The following is a 19,709-nucleotide window of genomic DNA, read 5'->3' on the forward strand; positions in this document are numbered from 1 at the left end:
CGTGGATCCATGCATGCGTGTGGCTCGCACTCATGGGTTTAGTGGTTCAGCTCAGCAGGCTGGCCCTGCTTTGCAGCAGGTATCCGGCCAAACTGACCACTGCGCAAATCGTCCATGGCTTGGTCGATTTCCTGGGCCGTGTTCATGACGAAGGGGCCGTGGCCCACCACAGGTTCGTCAATCGGTTCACCCGACAGCCACAACAGCGCGACTTCGTTGTTGGCCTCCAGGTGCACGGTATCTGCTGCACGGTCCATGTGCACCAGCTGGCCCGCACGGGCCACCTCGGTGCCGTTGATCAAGACGGTGCCATGCAGCACCACCAGCGCCAGCGTGTGGCCGGGCGGGGCCTGCAGCTCGGTCGTGGCACCAGCCTTGATCCGCACATCCCAGACATTGATGGGGGTGAAGGTCCTGGCGGGGCCATGGCCCTGTCCGTAATCGCCTGCAATCACCCGCACGGTGCCTGCACCATTGGGCAGGTTGAGCTCAGGGATGTCGCTGTTCAGCAAGGTCTGATAGCCAGGCGCAGACATTTTGTCTTTGGCTGGCAGGTTGACCCACAGCTGCACCATCTCGAAAGGGCCACCCGTGCGGGCATAGGCTTCAGAGTGAAACTCCTCATGCAAGATGCCCGAAGCCGCCGTCATCCACTGCACATCGCCGGGGCCAATGGTGCCGCCTGCGCCGGTGGAGTCACGGTGGGTCACCTCACCTTCGTAGACGATGGTCACGGTCTCAAACCCGCGGTGGGGGTGTGCGCCCACGCCGCGTCGGCCTGTGGTCGGTGTGAAGTGGTGGGGGCCTGCATGGTCCAGCAGCAGGAAGGGGCTCAGTGCTTTGCCGTGATCGCCGTAACTGAACAGTGAACGCACAGGAAAGCCGTTGCCCACCCAGTGGGGGCGTGGGGCTTCGTAGACACCCAGAATCTTCTTCAGCATGGCTTTTTCTCCTTGGAATCCATCGCTGGGCTTTGCGGCTTGCAGCGATGTGTTGAACATGGTGCCAAGTATGAAAACAGAACGATGTTTGCGGTAGACTGCAAAAATCTACTGCAGAGTTCTATTTTTGAAACAATGAAGTTGCCTGATCTCAATGAGCTGTACTACTACGCCCAGGTGGTAGAGCACGGCGGTTTTGCCCCCGCAGGGCGTGCTTTGGGCATGCCCAAGTCCAAACTCAGCCGGCGGGTGGCCTTGCTGGAAGAGCGGCTGGGCGTGCAGTTGCTGTTGCGCTCCACGCGCAGCTTTGCAGTCACAGAGGTAGGCAAGCGTTACTACGAACATTGCCGCGCCATGCTGACCGAAGCCGAGGCGGCTGAAGAATCGGTGGCCATGACCCACAGCGAGCCGTGTGGCGTGGTGCGCATGAGTTGCCCGGTGGCGCTGCTGTCAGCGCGCGTGGGGCCCATGCTGGCGGCCTTCATGGTGCTGTACCCGCGTGTGGTGCTGCAGGTGGATGAGACCAACCGCCGTGTAGACGTGGTGGCCGAAGGGCTGGACCTGGCCATTCGCGTGCGCCCCCCACCGCTGCAAGACAGTGATCTGGTGCTGCGCAACCTGGCAGAGCGTGGCCAGTGTCTGGTAACCAGCCCGGCGCTGCTGGCGCAGTGCGGCCAGGCCAGCGGGCCCATGGACCTGTCGCACTGGCCCAGTCTGGAGATGGGTGTGCCGCAGGAAACACACCGCTGGCTGCTGCAAGGCCCCAACCAGGAGCGGGCGGAAGTGCGTCACCAGCCAAGGCTGGTGACGCAGTCCATGCTGGCACTGCGTGATGCGGCTTTGCAGGGTGTGGGCGTGGTGCAGTTGCCCACCATGTTTGTGCGCGATGAGCTGCGCAGCGGAGCGCTGGTGCAAGTGCTGCCGGGCTGGGCACCGCGCCCGGAGATCATCCACGCGGTCTACGCATCGCGCCGGGGGCAATTGCCAGCGGTGCGGGCGCTGCTGGATTTTCTGATCCAGCAGTTTCAGGCGGTGGCCGAAGACTGAGGTTGCCTACGCCGGTGCGGTGGCCGGCGTAATACGTTCTACCTGCACCGCGCAGTCATAAAAACAGGGGGCGCGGCCAATGTCGGTGAGCTGCTGGTGGGTCAGCTCATTGACGTTGGTGCCGTTGGCTCCGTGCTTGCGCCACCAGATGCCCAGCCCCACTACCACGCCGGGCCGTGCCCGGCCATTAACGGCCGCGTGGCACACGTGCATGCCCCGGTCGTTGAATACGCGCAGCACATCACCGTCGGCAATGCCCCGTGCAGCGGCATCATCGGGGTGCAGCTCCAGCAGGGGGCGCTGCTCCATGCGCTGCAGGCTGGCTACATTGGCGAAGGTGCTGTTGAGGAAGTTGCGCGCTGGCGGTGAAATCATGGCCAGCGGGAACTTGGCGGTGGGTGGCTCGTAGTTGGGCAGATAGTCCGGCAAGGTGCTGATGCCCAGCCGCGCCAGTTGCGGGTTGTCAAACTCGCACTTGCCCGAGGGCGTGGCAAAGCCACCGTGTGCAAACGGTGCCTCTTTCACGGGAATGTGTGCAAAGCCGTGGTGCAACAGGGCATCAAAATCAATGGCCGTGTTTGCAACGCTGGAGCGGCACAACTCCTCATCCGTGGCCTGGAAGTGCGCCGCTGCGTAGGCAGGCTGCCGCAACGCCATCTGCGCGGCCAGATCACGAAAAATCTGCGCATTGCTGCGCGCCTGACCTTGCGGCGCAATCGCCGGGCGGTTCAGCAGCACATCGGTGTGGCCATAGCTGCCGTGGATGTCCCAGTGCTCAAGCTGCGTGGTGGCGGGCAGCACGTAGTCGGCATGGTCGGCGGTGTCGGTCATGAAATGCTCCAGCACCACCGTAAACAGGTCTTCACGCGCAAAGCCTGCGGCCACCTTGGCCGACTCTGGCGCAACCGCCACGGGGTTGCTGTTGTAGACCACGACGGCCTGCACCTGCGGTCCCCATTGCGCATCGCCGGGGTGCAGCAGCACGTCGCCAATGGTGCTCATGTTCAGCAAGCGCGGGCGGCGTGTGCCCAGCAACTGGGGCATTTGCAGTGCGGCTCTGTTGAACGGCGACACACCAGAGCTGGACAGCAGCAGTCCGCCGGCCCGCTGGCGCCAGGCCCCCACCAGCGCAGGCAGGCAGGCAATGGCGCGCACGGCATTGCCGCCACCGCGTACGCGCTGCATGCCGTAGTTCAGGCGAATGGCGGCAGCTTGCGTGGTGCCGTAGTCACGCGCCAGCTGGATGATTTGCTCGACCGGCAGGCCGCAGACCTGGGCCGCACGCTCGGGTGGCCATTGCAGGGCGCGGGCTTTAAGCGCTTCCCAGCCCAGCGTGTGCTGGGCGATGTAGTCGTGGTCCAGCCAGTTGTGTACGATCAGCTCGTGCATCAGCGCCAATGCCAGGGCAGCATCGGTGCCCGGCAGCAGCTGCAGGTGTTCGTGGCATTTGTCGGCTGTTTCGCTCTTGCGCGGGTCAATGCATACCAGTCTGGCGCCGTTGCGTTTGGCTTCCTGCGCCAGCCGCCAAAAGTGCAGGTTGCTGCTGATGCTGTTGCTGCCCCAGATCAGGATCAGCTGGCTTTCGGCAAAAAACTCCACGCGCATACCCAGCTTGCCGCCATAGGTGGCCGCCAGCGCCTCACTGCCTGCGCTGGCGCAGATGGTACGGTCCAGCAGGCTGGCACCGAGCTGGTGGAAAAACCGGCGATCCATGCTTTCACCCTGCACCATGCCCATGGTGCCTGCATAGCTGTAGGGCAGGATGGCTTCGGGCTGCTGCTGCGCAATGCTGTGCAGGCGCTGTGCAATATCGCGTAGCGCCTCGTCCCAGCTGACGGGGGTGAACTGGCCGCTGCCCTTGGGGCCGCTGCGCCTGAGCGGTGTCAGTACCCGTTCGGGGTGGTAGGTGCGCTCGGCATATTTGCTGACCTTGGTGCACAGCACACCACCGGTCATGGGGTGGTCGGGGTTGCCTTGAACGCGGGTGGCAATGCCGTCCACCACGGTGGTGACGAGCGAGCAGGTATCGGGGCAATCGTGGGGGCAGGCACCCAGCACAGTGCGGTGTAAAGCAGCGTTCATGGCTCAATCGTGAGGAGGTGAAACATTATGAGACGGCGCTGCACCGCACCGTCGAAACGGTATGTGAAAACGTTTAGAACGACCGTGCTTTTTATGTGTGTTTTGGCTACACTGTCCGCACACTAACCATAAGGAGACCTGTCCCATGTCGGATCTGAACGCAACTTTTGAAGAAGCCGTCAAAAATTCCACTTCCATCAGCGAGCGCCCGGACAACGCCACGTTGCTGAAGATTTACGCGCTGTACAAGCAAGCCACCGAGGGTGACAACGAGGCCAAGAAGCCCAGCTTTACCGACATGGTTGGCCGTGCCAAGTGGGATGCATGGGAAAAGCTCAAGGACACCTCGCTGGATGACGCCAAGCAGCAATACATTGATTTGATTAACTCGCTGCGCTGATGGCGACCTGCGCACCACGCACAACGGCAGCCCATTGGCTGCCGTTTTTGTTAATGCTTTGAATAAAGTAGCTGTTAGCGCTTATCAGTAAACACTTTCAAATACAAAACACTTTGAAAGTGTTTTGTATCAAGCGCATGCAGCTATATTTTTAAGCAGCTTGCAGCATTTCATCAAACTGCGCGTGCAGCTTGGCTTCAATCTTTTCCTGAAACATGGCTGCTAAAAAGCCCAGCTCAGCTTCCAGCTTGAGCTGGGTGGCACTGACGTGCAGCAAGCCTTGCATGCCGTTGCCGTCAAAGTGCAGCACGTCGTGCGCGTCGCCCGCTTCATAACGGCATTGCACGCCAAATTTGGCCGTCGCTTTTTCAGCCCAGCTCTGGGCATGTTGACGGGCGGTGGGTAAGCCCAGCGTGTGCTGGCGTTCAATAAGGATGTGAGACACGGGCCAAATCTTTGAAAACTGCAGAAAGGGCGTGAATCATAAAAGTCCTGCAAGCTTTAGAAGGCCCGGGGGCTGAATACACTTGGGGTTTGGTTTTTCAGAAAAGCAAGCGCCGCACTATGGACTTTTTCACTTGGATTATTGTGGGCTCCATTGCCGTCTATGTCTTGCAAGGCATAGAGCACCGTCGCCGTGTGCGTTTGCTGGGGGCACACCTGGCACCCACGCAGGTCGAAAAGCTCATGGGAGGCCTGATTGAAGGCTATATGCGCGCACTGGATGAAAAAGACGCCGAGCGCCGTCAGCAGGTGTGGGACATTTTGAGCAACAGCGAAAAAACGCTGGCCGACCAGCTGCAGCGGCTGGCCACCAGCTTCAGCCAGGAAAACGCACAGGACACGCGCGTCAGCACACTGCCGCTGGCACTGCCGTACTTTGACCGCCTGATCCCATCGCACACCTTTGACATGCGCGAAGCACTGAAGATGCATGCCAAAGCCGTGCGCGATGCCTGTGCGCCCGAGGATGTGGACCTGGAAACGCGCAAGCGCATGGCATTCACCATGACGGCGGAATTGCTGCTGCTGCAGCACACCTGCCACTGGTTCTGCAAGACGCGCACCATCGCCTCCATGCGTTTGATGGCGCGCCAGAAAACATCGTATGAGCAGGTGATGAAGTCCGTATCAGCCAGCACCTTGTCGGCCTACCAGCGCCTGATTGGTAAAGGCTGACACACACGGTCAGGTCGGAGTTTGGTGGCCCCGGAGCCTGAAAACCTGTGAAACGGGAAAAAACCTGTCAAACCTATGTGCTGTGGCGTATTGACGAGGGCCGCGTGCTGTCCCAAAAATAGGCAGCATGAAAAACATGCTCGCCGCCCTGGAGACCCGGCTCGCTGAACTTCCCGTTCGCGTGTCCGTGGCATTGCCCAGCGGGCAGCGGATTGGTCCTGCCCAAGGGGATGTGCATATCGCGCTGCGTTCACCGGCGGCACTGGTGGCTCTGGCCCAGGGGCAGATTGGATCGCTGGGGGCTGCCGTGGTTGAGGGCTGGGTCGATCTGGAGGGCAGCATGCGCAACGTCATGGCTGCCGCCACCAGCTTGCTGCAGACAGACCCGGTGCGCGGCAACGCCAGCTGGTGGTCGCAAACCATGGCGCGGGCACGCTCCATGGCCTTGCACACACTGGAGCGCGACGCGCAGCAGGTGCAGTTTCACTACGACCTGTCTGATGATTTCTACGCGCTATGGCTGGACCCCTTGCGGGTGTACTCCTGTGCCTACTACCGTTCTTCAGAAATGTCGCTGGCGCAGGCCCAGCAAGCCAAGCTCGATCACATCTGCCGCAAGCTGGCGCTGAAAGCCAACGAGCGCTTTCTGGATATTGGCTGTGGCTGGGGCGGGCTGATTGTGTGGGCAGCCCAGCATTACGGCGTCCAAGCCAAGGGGGTCACCCTTTCGCGCAATCAGTACGACTACGTGCGCAAGCGGATTCAGGCGCTCGGGCTGGATGGGCAGGTGCAGGTGGAGCTGTGTGACTACCGGCAGATGGCGGATACGCCTTATGACAAGCTGGCCTCAGTGGGCATGTTTGAGCACGTGGGGCATGCTAATTTGGCGGCCTATTTTCAGACCGTGCGCCAGTTGCTGCGCCCCGGCGGGATGGCCTTGATCCATGGCATCACGGCAGGAGGGACGAAAAACAGGCAGCTCGGAGCCGGCATTGGCGAGTTCATTGAGCGCTATATCTTTCCCGGTGGCGAGCTGGTGCATGTCAGTGCCGTGCTGCACGACATGGCCGATGCGGGGCTGGAGATGGTGGACACCGAGAACCTGAGGCCACACTACGCGCGGACTCTGTGGACATGGTCAGATGCACTGGAAGCCCAGTTGCCCCAGGCGCAGCGTATCTTGTCTGCGCAAACGGATGCCGAACGCTCTGGCCGCGCCTTGCGTGCCTATCGCCTGTATCTGGCTGGGAGCGCCATGGGCTTTGAGCAGGGCTGGATGGGCTTGCACCAAATGCTGGTTACAAATCCCTCAGGCAACTTGAGTGCAGGAGGTCTGCGTGGCGCACAATCGGATTACCCATTCCAACGTGAATACATGTACTCGAAAGGATAAAAAAATGGCCTACACCTTCCAGTCACGCGCCACAGCCGACTTGATCATGCTGAAGGCAACTGCCGAGCACATTCTGAAGATTCTGGACAAACCTTTGGGACAGCCAGGTGTCTTCACCGTAGAACAAATCCCCCACACGCTGGTCATGCTGGATCAGGCCGTCGCAGAAGATGAAGCGCGCCGTAAAGCCATGCAAGAAGAGATGAACGACCAGCACGAAGGCCACTCGGCAGAGGCTGCGGCCGCCTCTGCGCAGCTGGGCGCTGTCAGCCTGCGCCAGCGTGTTGTGCCTTTGGCGGACATGCTGCGTCGCAGTGCCGAAGAAGGTAAACCTGTGACCTGGAAGATCTGAAGGACACAGCACCGCTGAGGTTTAGCCCATAAAAAACCGCCAGAACGCGTGAGCGTCTGGCGGTTTTTTTTGATTCCAGGTGCTAGATGCAGCACCTGAAAGCGGGCACAGGCTTAGTCAGCGAACTGACCGGCAGCCTTGATGACCTTGCCCCAGCTGTCAATTTCAGCTTGAACGAATTTCTTGTGCTCTGCGGGTTCAACACGCTTGTCAGCCACCACCACGGCACCCAGACCTTCTTGCTTGCGCACGAACTCTGGGTCTTTCACGGCTTGCTTGAGGGCGTTGTTCAGCTTGGTCAGCACATCGGCAGGGGTGCCCTTGGGTGCATACAGGCCATGCCACACGGTCACGTTAAAGCCCTTGAGGCCTGAAGAGTCCAGCGTTGCCAGATCCTTCAGCGCAGGGGACTTCAGCTTCTGCAGGGTAGTGACGCCATAGGCCTTGACCTTCTGCGCTTCAATCTGCGAAGAGGTGTTGGTGGTCTGGTCGCACATCAGATCGATGGTGCCGCCCATCAGGTCGGTGATGGCTGGTGCTGCACCTTTGTAAGGCACGGTGGTCATCTGCACGTTCAGGGCGCTTTGGAACATCAGGCCACACAGGTGACCGGCTGAACCCAGACCCGAGTGGCCAATGTTGACCTTCTCTTTTTCTGTGTTGATCCAGTCACGCAGTTCTGCAAAGTTTTTGGCAGCCAGGTTAGGGCGGCCAATCACGGTCATGGGCACGTCGTTGACGATGCCCAGGAATTCGAAATCGTTGAGTACGTTAAAAGGCAGCTTGCGATACAGCGAAGGCATGGTCGACATGCCAATGTGGTTCAGCAGCAGGGTGTAACCATCGGGAGTTGCACGTGCCACCTTGGCCGAACCGATGGTGCTGCCTGCACCTGCCACGTTTTCAATCACTACCGTAGCGCCGTCCAAAGGTTTGCGCATGGCTTCAGCCAAGTCACGTGCAACACGGTCAGTAGGGCCGCCTGCAGAGAAGGGCACCACGATCGTAATGTTCTTGCCGGATGCGGGGAAACTTTGGGCGGAAGCAGCCAAGGACACGGCTGCGGCAGCCAAAGCGACGGCTGCGATACGGAACGATTGAGTCATTGAAATCTCCAGACTTACTTGTAATGGGATGCGATCCTAGGAACTTGAGTGACAGGTGTACCCCCGCACATTCCCTGAGTTCTTCATAAAAAATTCTAAGAAGAACGCGCGCTTGCGCTGGATCAAATTCAATAGCAACGGCCATGAAGAAGCTTGATTTATTAAAATTCCTTAATGGTTGTTAATTTATGTTTATTCTTGTTTTCTGCGGCTATCTTCTTTTTCTTCTTGCCGGGTTTTGTCGTGGCTATCTTTTCTATAGACAATTGATGTGAAACCCCCGATGTATGTGCATTGTTTGTTTTTTACATCATGTATCCGACATTCCATAGGGTGAAATTTTATTGAGAATGTCTGGGGCGCATTGGCCCAGGTGGGTGTCTTGCACCATGGGCGCTGGATGTAGCAGTTGGGCGTCGACGCCGGCAGCGGGAACCCCTGCAGACAGTTCAAAGGCCCGCAAGGGCCAGAGATTTGCCGGAGTCACGCTGGTGGGGGCAGGAGCTGCGGTGAGGTATTTCTAGCTGTAGCTTCTAGCGTCTTCAATTACTTTGCCGTCATTGGGCAAGCTGCCAGGAGCGACCAGTTGAATGTCGGCACGCAGTTTCGTGATGTCGCGCACTGCATCACTGATTTGCTGGGTGAAACCCGGGGCAGTTTCTTGGCTTTCCACCAGCAACGTCATGGTGTCATTAGCCATCTCACCACTGATGATCAAACGTGCTTTGTGGGCCTGGGGGAAGCGTTTGATCACATCGGCCACCTGAGCGGGGTGAACAAACATTCCCCGCACTTTGGTGGTCTGATCGGCGCGGCCCATCCAGCCTTTGATGCGGTGGTTAGTGCGCCCAGTAGGGCAGTGTCCGGGCAATATGGCCGAGAGGTCTCCGGTGCCAAACCGGATCAATGGGTAGTCGGGGTTGAGCGTGGTGATCACCAGCTCGCCAACCTCTCCATCAGGCACGGGCTCACCAGTGCCGGGACGCACGATTTCGACAATCACGCCTTCATCAATCACCAGGCCCTGGCGCGCAGATGTCTCGTAAGCAATCAGACCCAAGTCGGCAGTGGCATAGCACTGATAGCCATCAATGCCCTGCGCATGCAGCCAATCGCGCAAAGAAGGGGGAAATGCTTCGCCACTGACCAGAGCTTTGCGCACACTGGGGATGGGGGTGCCCATGCTGTGTGCCTTTTCCAAAATCAGCTTAAGAAAGCTGGGCGTGCCGATGTAACCTGCTGGACGCAGCTCAGCCATCGCTTGTACTTGCTGCTCAGTCTGGCCTGTTCCGCCGGGGAAAACCGTGCAGCCTATCGCATGTGCCCCTGTTTCCATCATCGAACCCGCAGGCACGAAGTGGTAGCTAAAGCAGTTGTGGATCAGCTCGCCCGCACGAAAACCAGCGGCATGAATTGCACGCGCCATGCGCCAGTAATCCGCTCGTGTGCCCTCGGGCTCGTAAATGGTGCCCGGACTGGCAAAGACATGCGGCATATGCGGGCCAAACGCCTGCGTGTTGAATCCGCCAAACGGGCTGCTGGCGCGCCCAGCCTGTTGCTTGGCCAGCAGTTCATATTTGCGTGTAACCGGCAGCTGCGCCAGTGCGGCGCGGCTGTGAATGGCTGCGGCGTCCACGCCGTGGAGAATTTGCGCAAACGCGGGGGAGTGTGCCTGTGCATGTGCAATATGCGCAGGAAGAGCGGCCATCAAAGCGGCTTCACGTGCTTGTGGTGAACGGACTTCCAAACTGTCGTAATGCTCATGCATGCTCAATTCCTCAAGACGCGGTGGTCACTTGCAACCGCAAAAAAGTTGAAATGTTGGAAGCTGCGGTTAAGCCAGCCAGCGTTTGCGACGTTTGTAGCTTTTGACATCTCGAAAACTCTTGCGTTCGCTGCCACCAACGCCCAGGTAGAACTCTTTGACGTCTTCGTTGGAGGCCAGGTCGCTGGCGGTGCCATCCATCACAATGCGGCCGCTTTCCATGATGTAGCCGTAGTCGGCATACTTGAGCGCCATGTTCGTGTTCTGCTCGGCCAGCAAAAAAGTGACTTTTTCCTTGCTGTTGAGATCTTTGACAATGTGGAACACCTCGTCCACGATCTGCGGTGCCAGTCCCATGGACGGCTCATCGAGCAGCACCATGCGCGGATTGCTCATGATGGCGCGGCCAATGGCACACATTTGCTGCTCACCACCTGAGGTGTAAGCAGCCTGGCTGGTACGCCGGGTTTTGAGGCGCGGAAAGTAGTTGTAGACCTTCTCAAGATTGGCAGCAATCTCACCCTTGTCAGTGCGCGTATAGCTGCCAGTGAGCAGGTTTTCTTCGATGGTCAGGTGGGCAAAGCAGTGCCTGCCTTCCATGACCTGCACGACACCACGCTTGACCAGTTCAGCAGGCGACAGATTCTGAATCTGCTCGCCTTCCAGCGTAACCCCGCCTTTGGTGACTTCGCCGCGCTCTCCTTTGAGCAGGTTGGAGATGGCCCGCAACGTGGTGGTCTTGCCGGCGCCATTGCCGCCCAGCAATGCCACGATGCTCTGGTGTGGAACCTGGAGTGAGACGCCTTTGAGCACCAGGATCACATGGTTGTAGATGACTTCGATGCCATTGACTTCCACCAGCGGTGCGGCGCTGGCAGGGGTGGGGATGCGGTTGGAAGAATCGGTCATGCAATCACCTGAATACTCAAATTAATAGCTGGCTGCGCCTGCTGGATAAGCGCTGGAGCTTGACTTGGCTGAACACTTTGCACGGCCCGCAGCGGTGAAGCGCGGGCCGTGTTTCAGTGCATCAGTTGCAGGAGCGAACCTTGACGTTCTTTTCCTTGGCGTAGCGCTCTGCATATTCCTTGTACAGAGGATCGACCAGAGACTTGTCGGCCTGATACCAGTCCGAGTTCACCTTGAACTTGCTGCCATCCCAGGTCGCAATGCGTGCCCAGTCGGCACCCAGGTGGTTTTCGCAGCTGGTCTTGAAGGGGCGAATGATCTTGCCAAAGCCCAGCTCGTTCAGGCGCTCTTGTGTCAGGTTCAGGTTCTCCAGACCCCAGCGCACTTGCTCGGGCGTCATGACCTTGCCCTTGCCAAACTTTTCCTGCGCCGTACGGATGCCTTCGACCTGCAGCATGGCAATCATCATGCCGCGTGTGTGTGCCAGCTGGCCCAGCTCTTTGGGGTCCTGGGCTGTGCCCTGACCTTTGTCGTAGAGCATGGTCTTGACATCGGCATGCACCTTGTCGTTTTCGGCCGTGTTGTGGATGGTGACGGTGTTGTAGCCCTTGGCACCTGCGCCAATGTCTTTGACATCATGGTCAGAGCCACCCCACCAGATGGCGTACATCTTCTCGCGTGGGTAGCCAGTGGCCTGCGCTTCGCGCACAGCGGTGGGGGTCATCACACCAGCGGACCACAGCAGCACATAGTCCGGGCGGCTCTGGCGAATCTGCAGCCAGGTGGACTTTTGCTCTACACCGGGCGCGGTCACAGGCAGCTTGAGCAGCTCAAAGCCGTCCTTGGCAGCGCGCTTTTCCAGCAGTGCAATAGGCTCCTTGCCATAAGGCGAGTCGTGATAGACCAGTGCAATTTTCTTGCCCTTGAGGTTGCCGTTTTCCTTCTTCAGGATGTCCTGAATCATGGAGTCAGCAGCCGTCCAGTAATTGCCCAGCAGCGGGAAATTCCACTCAAACACCTTGCCGTCTACAGACTGAGACAGGCCATAGCCTGGGGTCACCACAGGCACCTTGTCGCCGGGGGCCTTGTCGGTCACGGCAAAGGTAATGCCGGTCGACTGGGTGTCAAAGCCCGAGGCACCACCGTCCTTGTTCTTCAGGCGCTCATAGCACTCCACGCCCTTGGCGGTGTCGTACGCGGTTTCGCACTCTTCAAATTTGATCTTCACGCCATTGATACCGCCCTTGGCGTTCACCAGCTTCAGATAGTCCTGCTTGCCGTCGCCCCATGGAATGCCCAGCGGCGCAAACTGGCCGGTGCGGTACACCAGCAGCGGAACAAACTGCTCTTGTGCCTGCACAGCGGGCGCAGTCATCAGAGCGCCCATGCTTGCTGCCACAGTAGCGGCAGCCATCGCAATTTTCTTGAACATCATCAACTGTCTCCTTCGGTTGTATGGGACGGCGTCCCGGTTGCAGGCACTCTGCGGTGTCTTAAAGAATCAATGCGGAAATGGCCAGACGCGCAATTTCTGTCTTGCTGTGGCCCACAGCTTGGCCAATCCGTGGGGTTCCACAATCAGGAAGAACACGATCAGTGCACCAAAAATCATGTGTTCCAGATAGGTGGCGGTAGCCGTAGAAATGGGCAGGCCCAGCCAGTGTGGAACCTGAGTCAGAAACAGCGGCAGCAGCACAAAGAAGGCGGCCCCAAAAATGCTGCCGACAATGGAGCCCAGGCCGCCAATGATGATCATGAACAGCAGTTGCAGCGAGCGATCTAGGCTGAAGGCTGCTGGCTCCCATGCACCCAGGTGCACAAAGCCCCAGAGTGCACCCGCAATGCCGACGATGAAAGAGCTGACAGCAAATGCTGAAAGCTTGGCGTAGGTGGGGCGGATGCCGATCACCGCAGCGGCCACATCCATGTCGCGCATGGCCATCCATTCGCGGCCAATGGCACCACGCACCAGGTTTTTGGCGGCCAAGCCCAGTACACACAGAATGACCAGGCACAGCAGGTATTTCTCTACCGGGGTGTCAATGCTCCAGCCCAGAATGGCCAGCGGCTTGGCGCTGACCGAGCCTGAGGATGAGTTGTTGGTGACCCAAGCGGCACGTGTGGTCAGCCAGTCCACAAAGAACTGGGCGGCCAGCGTAGCCACGGCCAGATACAGGCCACGAATGCGCAGACTGGGCAGACCAAACACGATGCCAAAGACCATCGCCACGAGGCCACCACCGATCAGCGCCAGCAGCAGCGGCATGCCTTCAATGCGGGCCTGCAGGTTATAGGCTGCATAAGCACCCACGGCCATGAAGGCGGCGGTGCCCAGTGAAATCTGGCCGCAGTAGCCCACCAAAATGTTGAGTCCCATGGCCCCCAGCGACATGATGACAAAGGGAATCAGGACAGCCTGAAAGGTGTAGTCACTGGCTGCAAAAGGAATGACCAAAAAGGCCACTGCCAAAATCAGCAGGACGGCGTAGCGGTCCTGTGCCACAGAGAAGATTTGCTGGTCGGCCGCGTAGCTGGTTTTGAACTGGCCGTTTTCACGATAAAACATGTCGGTTTCCTCTTCTTACGGCTTCAGACGCGGTCGATAATTTTGTCGCCGAACAACCCTTGAGGGCGGATCAGCAGGAAGCACAGGGCCAGACCGTAGGCAAACCAGGTCTCGATGCCACCGCCCACCATGGGGCCCAGATAGACCTCGGAGAGTTTTTCTCCAACACCAATGATCAGCCCGCCGATGATGGCGCCGGGCAGTGACGTCAGGCCACCCAGAATCACTACTGGCAGGGCCTTGAGCGCTACCAGCGACAGCGAGTACTGCACGCCCAGCTTGGAGCCCCAGATGATGCCCACCACCAACGCCACACCGCCTGCCACTGACCACACGATGACCCAGATGCGAGACAGTGGAATGCCGATGGATTGCGCGGCCTGGTGGTCATCAGCAACTGCACGCAGGGCGCGGCCGGTTTTGGTTTTCTGAAAGAACAGGCTCAGGCAGACCACCATGAAGGCCGCAATGCATGCGGCATACAGGTCTTCCAGACTGATCATCACGCCACCTGGAAACAGGCTGTCCATGATGAAAACGGGGTCCTTGGGCATGCCCACGTTGATGCTGTAGACCGCGCTGCCAAAAATCATGGGGCCCAGCCCGTCCAGCAGGTAGGCAATGCCCAGTGTGGCCATCAGCAAGGTGATGGGCTCTTGGTTGACCAGGTGGCGCAAGGCCAGCCGCTCGATCAGCCATGCCACCACAACCATGATCAGCAGGGCCACGACGATGGCCAGCAGATTGCCAACGAGACCGGGCTCAATGCCCAGCCATTCGGGAATCCACTGCGAAAAGCGCGCCATGGCCAGGGCTGAAAACAGCACCATGGCACCTTGCGCAAAGTTGAAGACACCTGAGGCCTTGAAGATCAGCACAAACCCAATGGCGATCAGCGCGTACAGCGTGCCCACCATGAGGCCACCGAACAGGGTTTCCAGAAAAAATCCCATGTTTCTGCTCCTTAGTGGCCAGCGCCCAGATAGGCCCGGATCACGTCTTCGTTATTGCGCACTGCTTCGGGCTCGCCGTCGCCAATCTTCTTGCCGTAATCGAGCACTACGACACGGTCGGAAATGTCCATCACCACGCCCATGTCGTGCTCGATCAGCACGATGGTGGTGCCAAATTCATCGTTCACATCCAGGATGAATCGGCACATGTCCTGCTTTTCCTCGACGTTCATGCCTGCCATGGGCTCGTCCAGCAGCAGTACCTGCGGCTCCATGGCCAGGGCACGGCCCAGGTCCACACGCTTTTGCAGACCGTAAGGCAACTGGCCCACAGGCATCTTGCGATAGGCCTGAATTTCAAGGAAGTCGATGATGTGTTCGACAAACTCGCGGTTGCGAATCTCTTCACGCTGGGCAGGGCCTACACGCAGAGCCTGCATCAGCACATTGCTCCTGATTTTTAGGTTGCGGCCGGTCATGATGTTGTCAATCACGCTCATGCCTTTGAACAGTGCCAGGTTCTGAAAAGTCCGGGCTACGCCCATTTCAGCGACCTGACGGCTGTTCATGTGACTGAAGGTCTGGCCTCTGAAAGTGATGGAACCTTCAGAGGGGGTGTAGACCCCGTTGATGCAATTGAGCATGGAGCTTTTGCCGGCGCCATTGGGCCCGATGATGGAGCGGATCTCATGCTCGCGCACGTTGAACGAAATGTCTGTCAGCGCTTTCACGCCGCCAAAGCGCAGGCTGATGTTCTGGATGTCCAAAATGACATCGCCAATCTTCTTGTCTGTCATGGCTGCTGGTCTTTCGTTCGGGCTATCAAGCAGCGGCACGCGTGGCCGGGAATGTCTTGGCGTTGATGATTTGCAGCGTGGCGCTGACGCTGCCTGTGCGGCCGTCCTCAAACTTCACCTGCGTTTCAATGAACTGCTCGGTCTTGCTGCTGTACAGCGCTTCAATGAGCACACCGTACTTTTCCCCAATGAAGTTGCGCCGTACCTTGCGGGTGCGGGTAAGTTCATCGTCGTCCGGGTCCAGCTCTTTGTGCAGCACCAAAAAGCGTGCGACCTGGGTGCCAGCCATGCCGGCTTCGGTAGCGAGATCCGCGTTGACTTGGTTGATGCACTCGCCAATCAGCTCCAGCACCTGTGGTTTGGAGGCCAGGTCCACATAGCCGCCGTAAGGAATGCCCTGGCGTTCAGCCAGGCTGCCCACTGCTTCGTAATCGATATTGATGAAAGCGCAGACTTCGTCACGCAGGTTGCCAAAGCACACCGCTTCTTTGATCTGAGGGAAAAACTTGAGCTTGTTCTCGATGTAGTTCGGCGCAAACATGGCCCCGGCGTTGGTCTTGCCCACGTCTTTGGCCCGGTCAATGATGCGCAGGTGGCCGTCTTCATCCAGCACGCCTGCGTCGCCGGTGTGAAAGTAGCCCTGTGCATCAATCACTTCGGCCGTGGCATCCGGGCGTTTGTAGTACTCCTTGAGTACCGAAACCCCTTTGACCAGCACTTCACCGTTGTCCGCAATCTTCAGTTCAATGCCGGGTGCCGCCTGGCCTACGGTGTTGAGTTTGACCTGTCCGTTTTTCTGAATGCAGACATAGGCGCAGGTCTCGGTCTGGCCATACAGCTGCTTGAGGTTGATGCCTATGGAGCGGAAAAACTTGAACAAGTCCGGGCCAATGGCCGCGCCGGCGGTGTAGGCCACGCGGATACGTGACAGCCCCATGACGTTGCGCAGCGGGCCGTAGATAAACAGGTCACCCAGGCAGTACTTGAAGCGATCCCAGGCGCCCACAGGCTTGCCGTCCAGGATGTCGGCACCCACACGCTGGGCCAGATGCATGCACTTTTCATACAGCCATTGCTTGGGTTTGGCAGCGTCTTCCATGCGGATGGACACCGAGGTCAGCATGCCTTCAAAAACCCGGGGCGGCGCGAAGTAATAAGTGGGGCCAATTTCGCGCAGATCGATGTTAATGGTGCTGGCAGATTCTGGGCAGTTGATCGTGAAGCCCGCCACCATCCACTGGGCCACTGAAAACAGATGATCACCCACCCAGGCTGGTGGCAGGTAGGAGATCACGTTGTCAGACGGGTTCAGGCCATCGACCTCTACGCCCCCCTGTGCTGCGCCGATAAAGCTGGCATGGGTTTGGCACACGCCTTTGGGTTTGCCGGTGGTGCCCGAGGTGTACAAAATGACGGATACGTCTTCAGGCTGCACTGCCTGCACCATGGCGTCCCAGGTGCCGGGGTGGTCGCGGTCCCATGCCTGGCCCAGCTCTTTGAGCTGAGCGATGCTGATGAGGCCGGGTGCCTCGTATTTGCGCAGGCCGCGTGGGTCGTCGTAAATGATGTGCTGAATGCTGGGCACAGATTCACGCACTTCCAGCAGCTTGTCGACTTGCTCCTGGTTTTCTGCAAATGCAAATGCAACCTCGGCATCCTCGATGACAAAACGCATTTCTTGCGCGACGGCATCCTGGTACAGCGGAATGGGAACTGCGCCCAGGCTTTGTACCGCGATGAACCCCATGTAAAGGCTGGGGCGGTTGTCGCTGATGAAGGCGAGGTTTTGCCCCTTGGCCAGCCCCAGCGCAGCCAGGCCACATGCCATCTGGCGCACGTCACGGGCAGCGTCTGCCCAGCTCCATGTTTGCCAGATGCCGTATTCCTTCTCGCGCAATGCAGCAGCCGCGGGCCTTTCGGCAGCATGCCGAAGCAGCAGATGCGGAAATGTTGTTGCCATTGCAGATCCTCACAGATTCAAACCTCGGGCCAACTGGTGAGCGTGGCAATCAAGCACCGCCACTCAGCGAATGAAGGCAATACTAGGTAGTGATTTGACGTTTTCTTGTCTTTACGACGACATTCTCGGGAAAGACCTAATCGGGTTAGTACGCGGCATTTGTCGGCATATGTCCCATAAATGCCAACATTTGACTTGAATCAGGCCATGCGCCGTGCAGTGCCGCCGTTTGTCGTGGCAAACCCCAATGTCACGACAAAGGGGTCTGCGCACATGCTTGCCACTTATGAGTCCAAGCACTTCTTTGTACCAACGCCGCCGTGCTGCCACCCCTGAAGAGATCAATGCCATCCCATGGATCAGCCTGCTGCTGCCGCATGAGCGCGAGCGGGCTGTCTCCACGCTGCTGGTAACGCAAGCATCTGCTGGTGAATATGTCAGCCATGCTGGCAAGCCCGTGAGTTTTTGGCTGGGTTTGACCGAGGGGCTGCTGAAAATGAGCGCCGACAACGTCGATGGCTTGACCATGACCTTTACCGGTGTGCCTCCGGGTGGATGGTTTGGAGAGGGCACATGTATCAAGCGCGAAACCTACCGTTACAACATTCAGGCTCTGCGAAAAAGTGTGATAGCAGGCATTCCTGTAGAAACGTTCCAGTGGCTGCTGGATAACTCGCTGGGTTTTAACCGCTTCATCATGAACCAGCTCAACGAACGCCTGGGTCAGTTCATTGCTGCGCGCGAGATCGACCGCATCAGCAACCCTGATGTGCGCGTTGCACGCAGTCTGGCGGCGTTGTTCAACCCTGTGCTCTACCCGGCCGTGGGTGCGGTGCTCCGTATTACGCAGCAAGAGCTGGCGTATCTGGTGGGTTTGTCGCGACAAAGGGTGAATGAAGCTTTGTCCACCTTAGAAAACTACGGCGCCATTCAGGTGGAATATGGTGGCTTGCGGGTGATGGATTTACAGGCCTTGCGCGATGGACTTTTCACCAGCAGCAAGCGCGGCGCTGTGCCAGAAGCTGTAACGCGCGAGGGCATAGTCTGAGCGGCTAGCAAGGCTGTACAAGGGGCGCGACAATAGCCCCCTAACTCCAAGAGCCGAGCATGTCTTTCAAAGACCACCCCAATTCCCGAGGCCCATCGTCTAACGGCGCCTCACGTCCCGCCCGCCCTGCTGGTGATCGCACCGAGCGCCGGGGGGATGATCGTCCTCGCGGCGGCCAGTCCTTTGGCCCGCGCGATGACCGTGGCCCACGCCGTGAAGGTGGCTTTGGCGGTGGTGATCGCCCCCGCTTTAACGGCGGTGAGCGCGGCCCTCGCCCGGAAGGCGCAGACCGTCCACGCTTTAACAGCGACCGAGGCCCCCGCCCAGAGCGCAGCTTTGGCGACCGCCCACGCCGCGAAGAAGGCGGCTTTGGTCAGTCAGATCGCCCCCGTTTCAACAGCGACGATCGCGGCCCACGCCGTGAAGGTGGCTTTGGCGGTGGTGATCGCCCCCGCTTTAACAGCGGTGAGCGCGGCCCTCGCCCTGAAGGCGCAGACCGTCCACGCTTTAACAGCGACCGAGGCCCCCGTCCAGAGCGCAGCTTTGGCGACCGCCCGCGCCGTGAAGAAGGCGGCTTTGGCCAGTCAGACCGCCCCCGTTTCAACAACGACGATCGCGGCCCACGCCGTGAAGGTGGCTTTGGCGGCGGTGATCGCCCCCGTTTTAACAGCGGTGAGCGCGGCCCTCGCCCGGAAGGCGCAGACCGTCCACGCTTTAACAGCGACCGAGGCCCCCGTCCAGAGCGCAGCTTTGGCGACCGCCCGCGCCGCGAAGAAGGCGGCTTTGGGGGCGGTGATCGCCCGCGTGGCCCTCGTCCCGAACGCAGCTTTGGTGGTGGCGACCGTGCTCCCCGCCGTGAAGGTGGTGCAGGCGGCGATCGTCCTCGCGTGAGCAGCGGCGACCGAGGTCCCCGTCCTGAGCGCAATTTTGGTGGTGACCGCGGCCCCCGTCGCGAAGATAGCGCAGGCGGCGATCGTCCACGTTTTAACAAAGAGCGCAGCTTTGGCGGTGACCGTGCACGTTCGAATGCACCCCGCGAAGAGCGTCCTGATTACGCCAACAGCGTGGGTGAAGTACGCCGTTCGTTCAGCGGTATTCGCACCTACCGTGCGCCCGCAGAACTCAAAGGCAAGCCAGCCCCGATCAAGGTGATTCGCCCTGAAGAGGGTGATGAGGCTCCCAAGAAGAAGTGGTAAAAACATAGCGCTTGG

General features: G+C 59.0%; 18 protein-coding genes. 7 read left to right on the top strand and 11 right to left on the bottom strand.

Annotated elements, in window-relative coordinates:
• Positions 1–38: 38 nt before the first annotated feature.
• Complete coding sequence (locus tag IB213_RS00815; RefSeq protein ID WP_192405086.1) at positions 39–941, bottom strand: pirin family protein; 903 nt, start codon at positions 939–941, stop codon at positions 39–41.
• A 135-nt stretch (positions 942–1,076) separates the two neighbouring features.
• Here IB213_RS00815 and IB213_RS00820 point away from each other — a divergent pair, with 135 nt between their 5' ends.
• Complete coding sequence (locus IB213_RS00820) at positions 1,077–1,988, top strand: LysR family transcriptional regulator (protein ID WP_192405087.1); 912 nt, start codon at positions 1,077–1,079, stop codon at positions 1,986–1,988.
• Positions 1,989–1,994: 6 nt separating this feature from the next.
• Here IB213_RS00820 and IB213_RS00825 read toward each other — a convergent pair whose 3' ends face one another.
• Positions 1,995–4,070, bottom strand: coding sequence for a molybdopterin-dependent oxidoreductase (locus IB213_RS00825; protein WP_192405088.1), 2,076 nt, complete (start codon positions 4,068–4,070; stop codon positions 1,995–1,997).
• A 145-nt stretch (positions 4,071–4,215) separates the two neighbouring features.
• On the opposite strand from IB213_RS00825, the gene IB213_RS00830 reads away from it, so the two are divergent.
• Complete coding sequence (locus IB213_RS00830; RefSeq protein ID WP_191722457.1) at positions 4,216–4,470, top strand: acyl-CoA-binding protein; 255 nt, start codon at positions 4,216–4,218, stop codon at positions 4,468–4,470.
• A gap of 151 nt (positions 4,471–4,621) precedes the next feature.
• Here IB213_RS00830 and IB213_RS00835 read toward each other — a convergent pair whose 3' ends face one another.
• Positions 4,622–4,915: a polyhydroxyalkanoic acid system family protein gene (locus tag IB213_RS00835; RefSeq protein WP_192405089.1), complete on the bottom strand. Its 294-nt coding sequence runs from the start codon at positions 4,913–4,915 to the stop codon at positions 4,622–4,624.
• A 119-nt stretch (positions 4,916–5,034) separates the two neighbouring features.
• Here IB213_RS00835 and IB213_RS00840 point away from each other — a divergent pair, with 119 nt between their 5' ends.
• The 3 genes from IB213_RS00840 (at position 5,035) to IB213_RS00850 (ending at position 7,394) form a co-directional block, all read left to right on the top strand.
• Complete coding sequence (locus IB213_RS00840) at positions 5,035–5,649, top strand: hypothetical protein (protein ID WP_192405090.1); 615 nt, start codon at positions 5,035–5,037, stop codon at positions 5,647–5,649.
• A 127-nt stretch (positions 5,650–5,776) separates the two neighbouring features.
• A complete protein-coding gene (locus tag IB213_RS00845; RefSeq protein ID WP_191722460.1) occupies positions 5,777–7,042 on the top strand; it encodes a class I SAM-dependent methyltransferase in 1,266 nt (421 codons plus the stop codon).
• 4 nt (positions 7,043–7,046) lie between these two features.
• Positions 7,047–7,394, top strand: a complete 348-nt coding sequence (locus IB213_RS00850; protein WP_191722461.1) for a DUF1840 domain-containing protein — start codon at positions 7,047–7,049, stop codon at positions 7,392–7,394.
• A gap of 113 nt (positions 7,395–7,507) precedes the next feature.
• Here the strand turns inward: IB213_RS00850 and IB213_RS00855 are convergent, their stop codons facing one another.
• The 8 genes from IB213_RS00855 to IB213_RS00890 all read right to left on the bottom strand — a co-directional run bounded on the left by IB213_RS00855 (position 7,508) and on the right by IB213_RS00890 (position 17,450).
• Positions 7,508–8,500, bottom strand: a complete 993-nt coding sequence (locus IB213_RS00855; protein WP_191722462.1) for a tripartite tricarboxylate transporter substrate-binding protein — start codon at positions 8,498–8,500, stop codon at positions 7,508–7,510.
• A 520-nt stretch (positions 8,501–9,020) separates the two neighbouring features.
• A complete protein-coding gene (locus tag IB213_RS00860) occupies positions 9,021–10,268 on the bottom strand; it encodes a phenylacetate--CoA ligase family protein (protein ID WP_191722463.1) in 1,248 nt (415 codons plus the stop codon).
• A 66-nt stretch (positions 10,269–10,334) separates the two neighbouring features.
• Complete coding sequence (locus IB213_RS00865; protein ID WP_191722464.1) at positions 10,335–11,174, bottom strand: ABC transporter ATP-binding protein; 840 nt, start codon at positions 11,172–11,174, stop codon at positions 10,335–10,337.
• Positions 11,175–11,295: 121 nt separating this feature from the next.
• Positions 11,296–12,609 carry an ABC transporter substrate-binding protein gene (locus IB213_RS00870; protein ID WP_191722465.1) on the bottom strand — a complete coding sequence of 438 codons (1,314 nt, stop codon included), beginning with the start codon at positions 12,607–12,609 and terminating at the stop codon, positions 11,296–11,298.
• A 66-nt stretch (positions 12,610–12,675) separates the two neighbouring features.
• Positions 12,676–13,740, bottom strand: a complete 1,065-nt coding sequence (locus tag IB213_RS00875) for a branched-chain amino acid ABC transporter permease (RefSeq protein WP_191722466.1) — start codon at positions 13,738–13,740, stop codon at positions 12,676–12,678.
• A gap of 23 nt (positions 13,741–13,763) precedes the next feature.
• Positions 13,764–14,693, bottom strand: a complete 930-nt coding sequence (locus IB213_RS00880; RefSeq protein WP_191722467.1) for a branched-chain amino acid ABC transporter permease — start codon at positions 14,691–14,693, stop codon at positions 13,764–13,766.
• Positions 14,694–14,704: 11 nt separating this feature from the next.
• Positions 14,705–15,490: an ABC transporter ATP-binding protein gene (locus IB213_RS00885; protein ID WP_191722468.1), complete on the bottom strand. Its 786-nt coding sequence runs from the start codon at positions 15,488–15,490 to the stop codon at positions 14,705–14,707.
• Positions 15,491–15,515: 25 nt separating this feature from the next.
• Entirely contained in the window at positions 15,516–17,450 is a 1,935-nt protein-coding gene (locus IB213_RS00890; protein ID WP_191722469.1) for a long-chain fatty acid--CoA ligase, read from the bottom strand.
• 286 nt (positions 17,451–17,736) lie between these two features.
• On the opposite strand from IB213_RS00890, the gene IB213_RS00895 reads away from it, so the two are divergent.
• Positions 17,737–18,498 (top strand): Crp/Fnr family transcriptional regulator, encoded by a 762-nt coding sequence (locus IB213_RS00895; RefSeq protein WP_191722470.1) that lies wholly within the window; start codon positions 17,737–17,739, stop codon positions 18,496–18,498.
• A gap of 59 nt (positions 18,499–18,557) precedes the next feature.
• Positions 18,558–19,694: a hypothetical protein gene (locus IB213_RS00900; RefSeq protein ID WP_192405091.1), complete on the top strand. Its 1,137-nt coding sequence runs from the start codon at positions 18,558–18,560 to the stop codon at positions 19,692–19,694.
• The last annotated feature ends 15 nt before the right edge of the window (positions 19,695–19,709 follow it).

It is taken from the genome of Comamonas sp. CMM02, from assembly GCF_014851485.1.
In the GTDB taxonomy this organism is placed as follows: domain Bacteria; phylum Pseudomonadota; class Gammaproteobacteria; order Burkholderiales; family Burkholderiaceae_C; genus Comamonas; species Comamonas avium.

Bases quoted from the DNA above. Each gene is read 5' to 3' on its own strand.
- IB213_RS00870 (WP_191722465.1), bottom strand. From the start codon at position 12,609: ATGATGTTCAAGAAAATTGCGATGGCTGCCGCTACTGTGGCAGCAAGC.
- IB213_RS00875 (WP_191722466.1), bottom strand. From the start codon at position 13,740: ATGTTTTATCGTGAAAACGGCCAGTTCAAAACCAGCTACGCGGCCGAC.
- IB213_RS00825 (WP_192405088.1), bottom strand. From the start codon at position 4,070: ATGAACGCTGCTTTACACCGCACTGTGCTGGGTGCCTGCCCCCACGAT.
- IB213_RS00890 (WP_191722469.1), bottom strand. From the start codon at position 17,450: ATGGCAACAACATTTCCGCATCTGCTGCTTCGGCATGCTGCCGAAAGG.
- IB213_RS00880 (WP_191722467.1), bottom strand. From the start codon at position 14,693: ATGGGATTTTTTCTGGAAACCCTGTTCGGTGGCCTCATGGTGGGCACG.
- IB213_RS00850 (WP_191722461.1), top strand. From the start codon at position 7,047: ATGGCCTACACCTTCCAGTCACGCGCCACAGCCGACTTGATCATGCTG.
- IB213_RS00815 (WP_192405086.1), bottom strand. From the start codon at position 941: ATGCTGAAGAAGATTCTGGGTGTCTACGAAGCCCCACGCCCCCACTGG.
- IB213_RS00820 (WP_192405087.1), top strand. From the start codon at position 1,077: ATGAAGTTGCCTGATCTCAATGAGCTGTACTACTACGCCCAGGTGGTA.
- IB213_RS00900 (WP_192405091.1), top strand. From the start codon at position 18,558: ATGTCTTTCAAAGACCACCCCAATTCCCGAGGCCCATCGTCTAACGGC.
- IB213_RS00840 (WP_192405090.1), top strand. From the start codon at position 5,035: ATGGACTTTTTCACTTGGATTATTGTGGGCTCCATTGCCGTCTATGTC.
- IB213_RS00895 (WP_191722470.1), top strand. From the start codon at position 17,737: ATGAGTCCAAGCACTTCTTTGTACCAACGCCGCCGTGCTGCCACCCCT.
- IB213_RS00845 (WP_191722460.1), top strand. From the start codon at position 5,777: ATGAAAAACATGCTCGCCGCCCTGGAGACCCGGCTCGCTGAACTTCCC.
- IB213_RS00855 (WP_191722462.1), bottom strand. From the start codon at position 8,500: ATGACTCAATCGTTCCGTATCGCAGCCGTCGCTTTGGCTGCCGCAGCC.
- IB213_RS00860 (WP_191722463.1), bottom strand. From the start codon at position 10,268: ATGCATGAGCATTACGACAGTTTGGAAGTCCGTTCACCACAAGCACGT.
- IB213_RS00885 (WP_191722468.1), bottom strand. From the start codon at position 15,490: ATGACAGACAAGAAGATTGGCGATGTCATTTTGGACATCCAGAACATC.
- IB213_RS00865 (WP_191722464.1), bottom strand. From the start codon at position 11,174: ATGACCGATTCTTCCAACCGCATCCCCACCCCTGCCAGCGCCGCACCG.
- IB213_RS00830 (WP_191722457.1), top strand. From the start codon at position 4,216: ATGTCGGATCTGAACGCAACTTTTGAAGAAGCCGTCAAAAATTCCACT.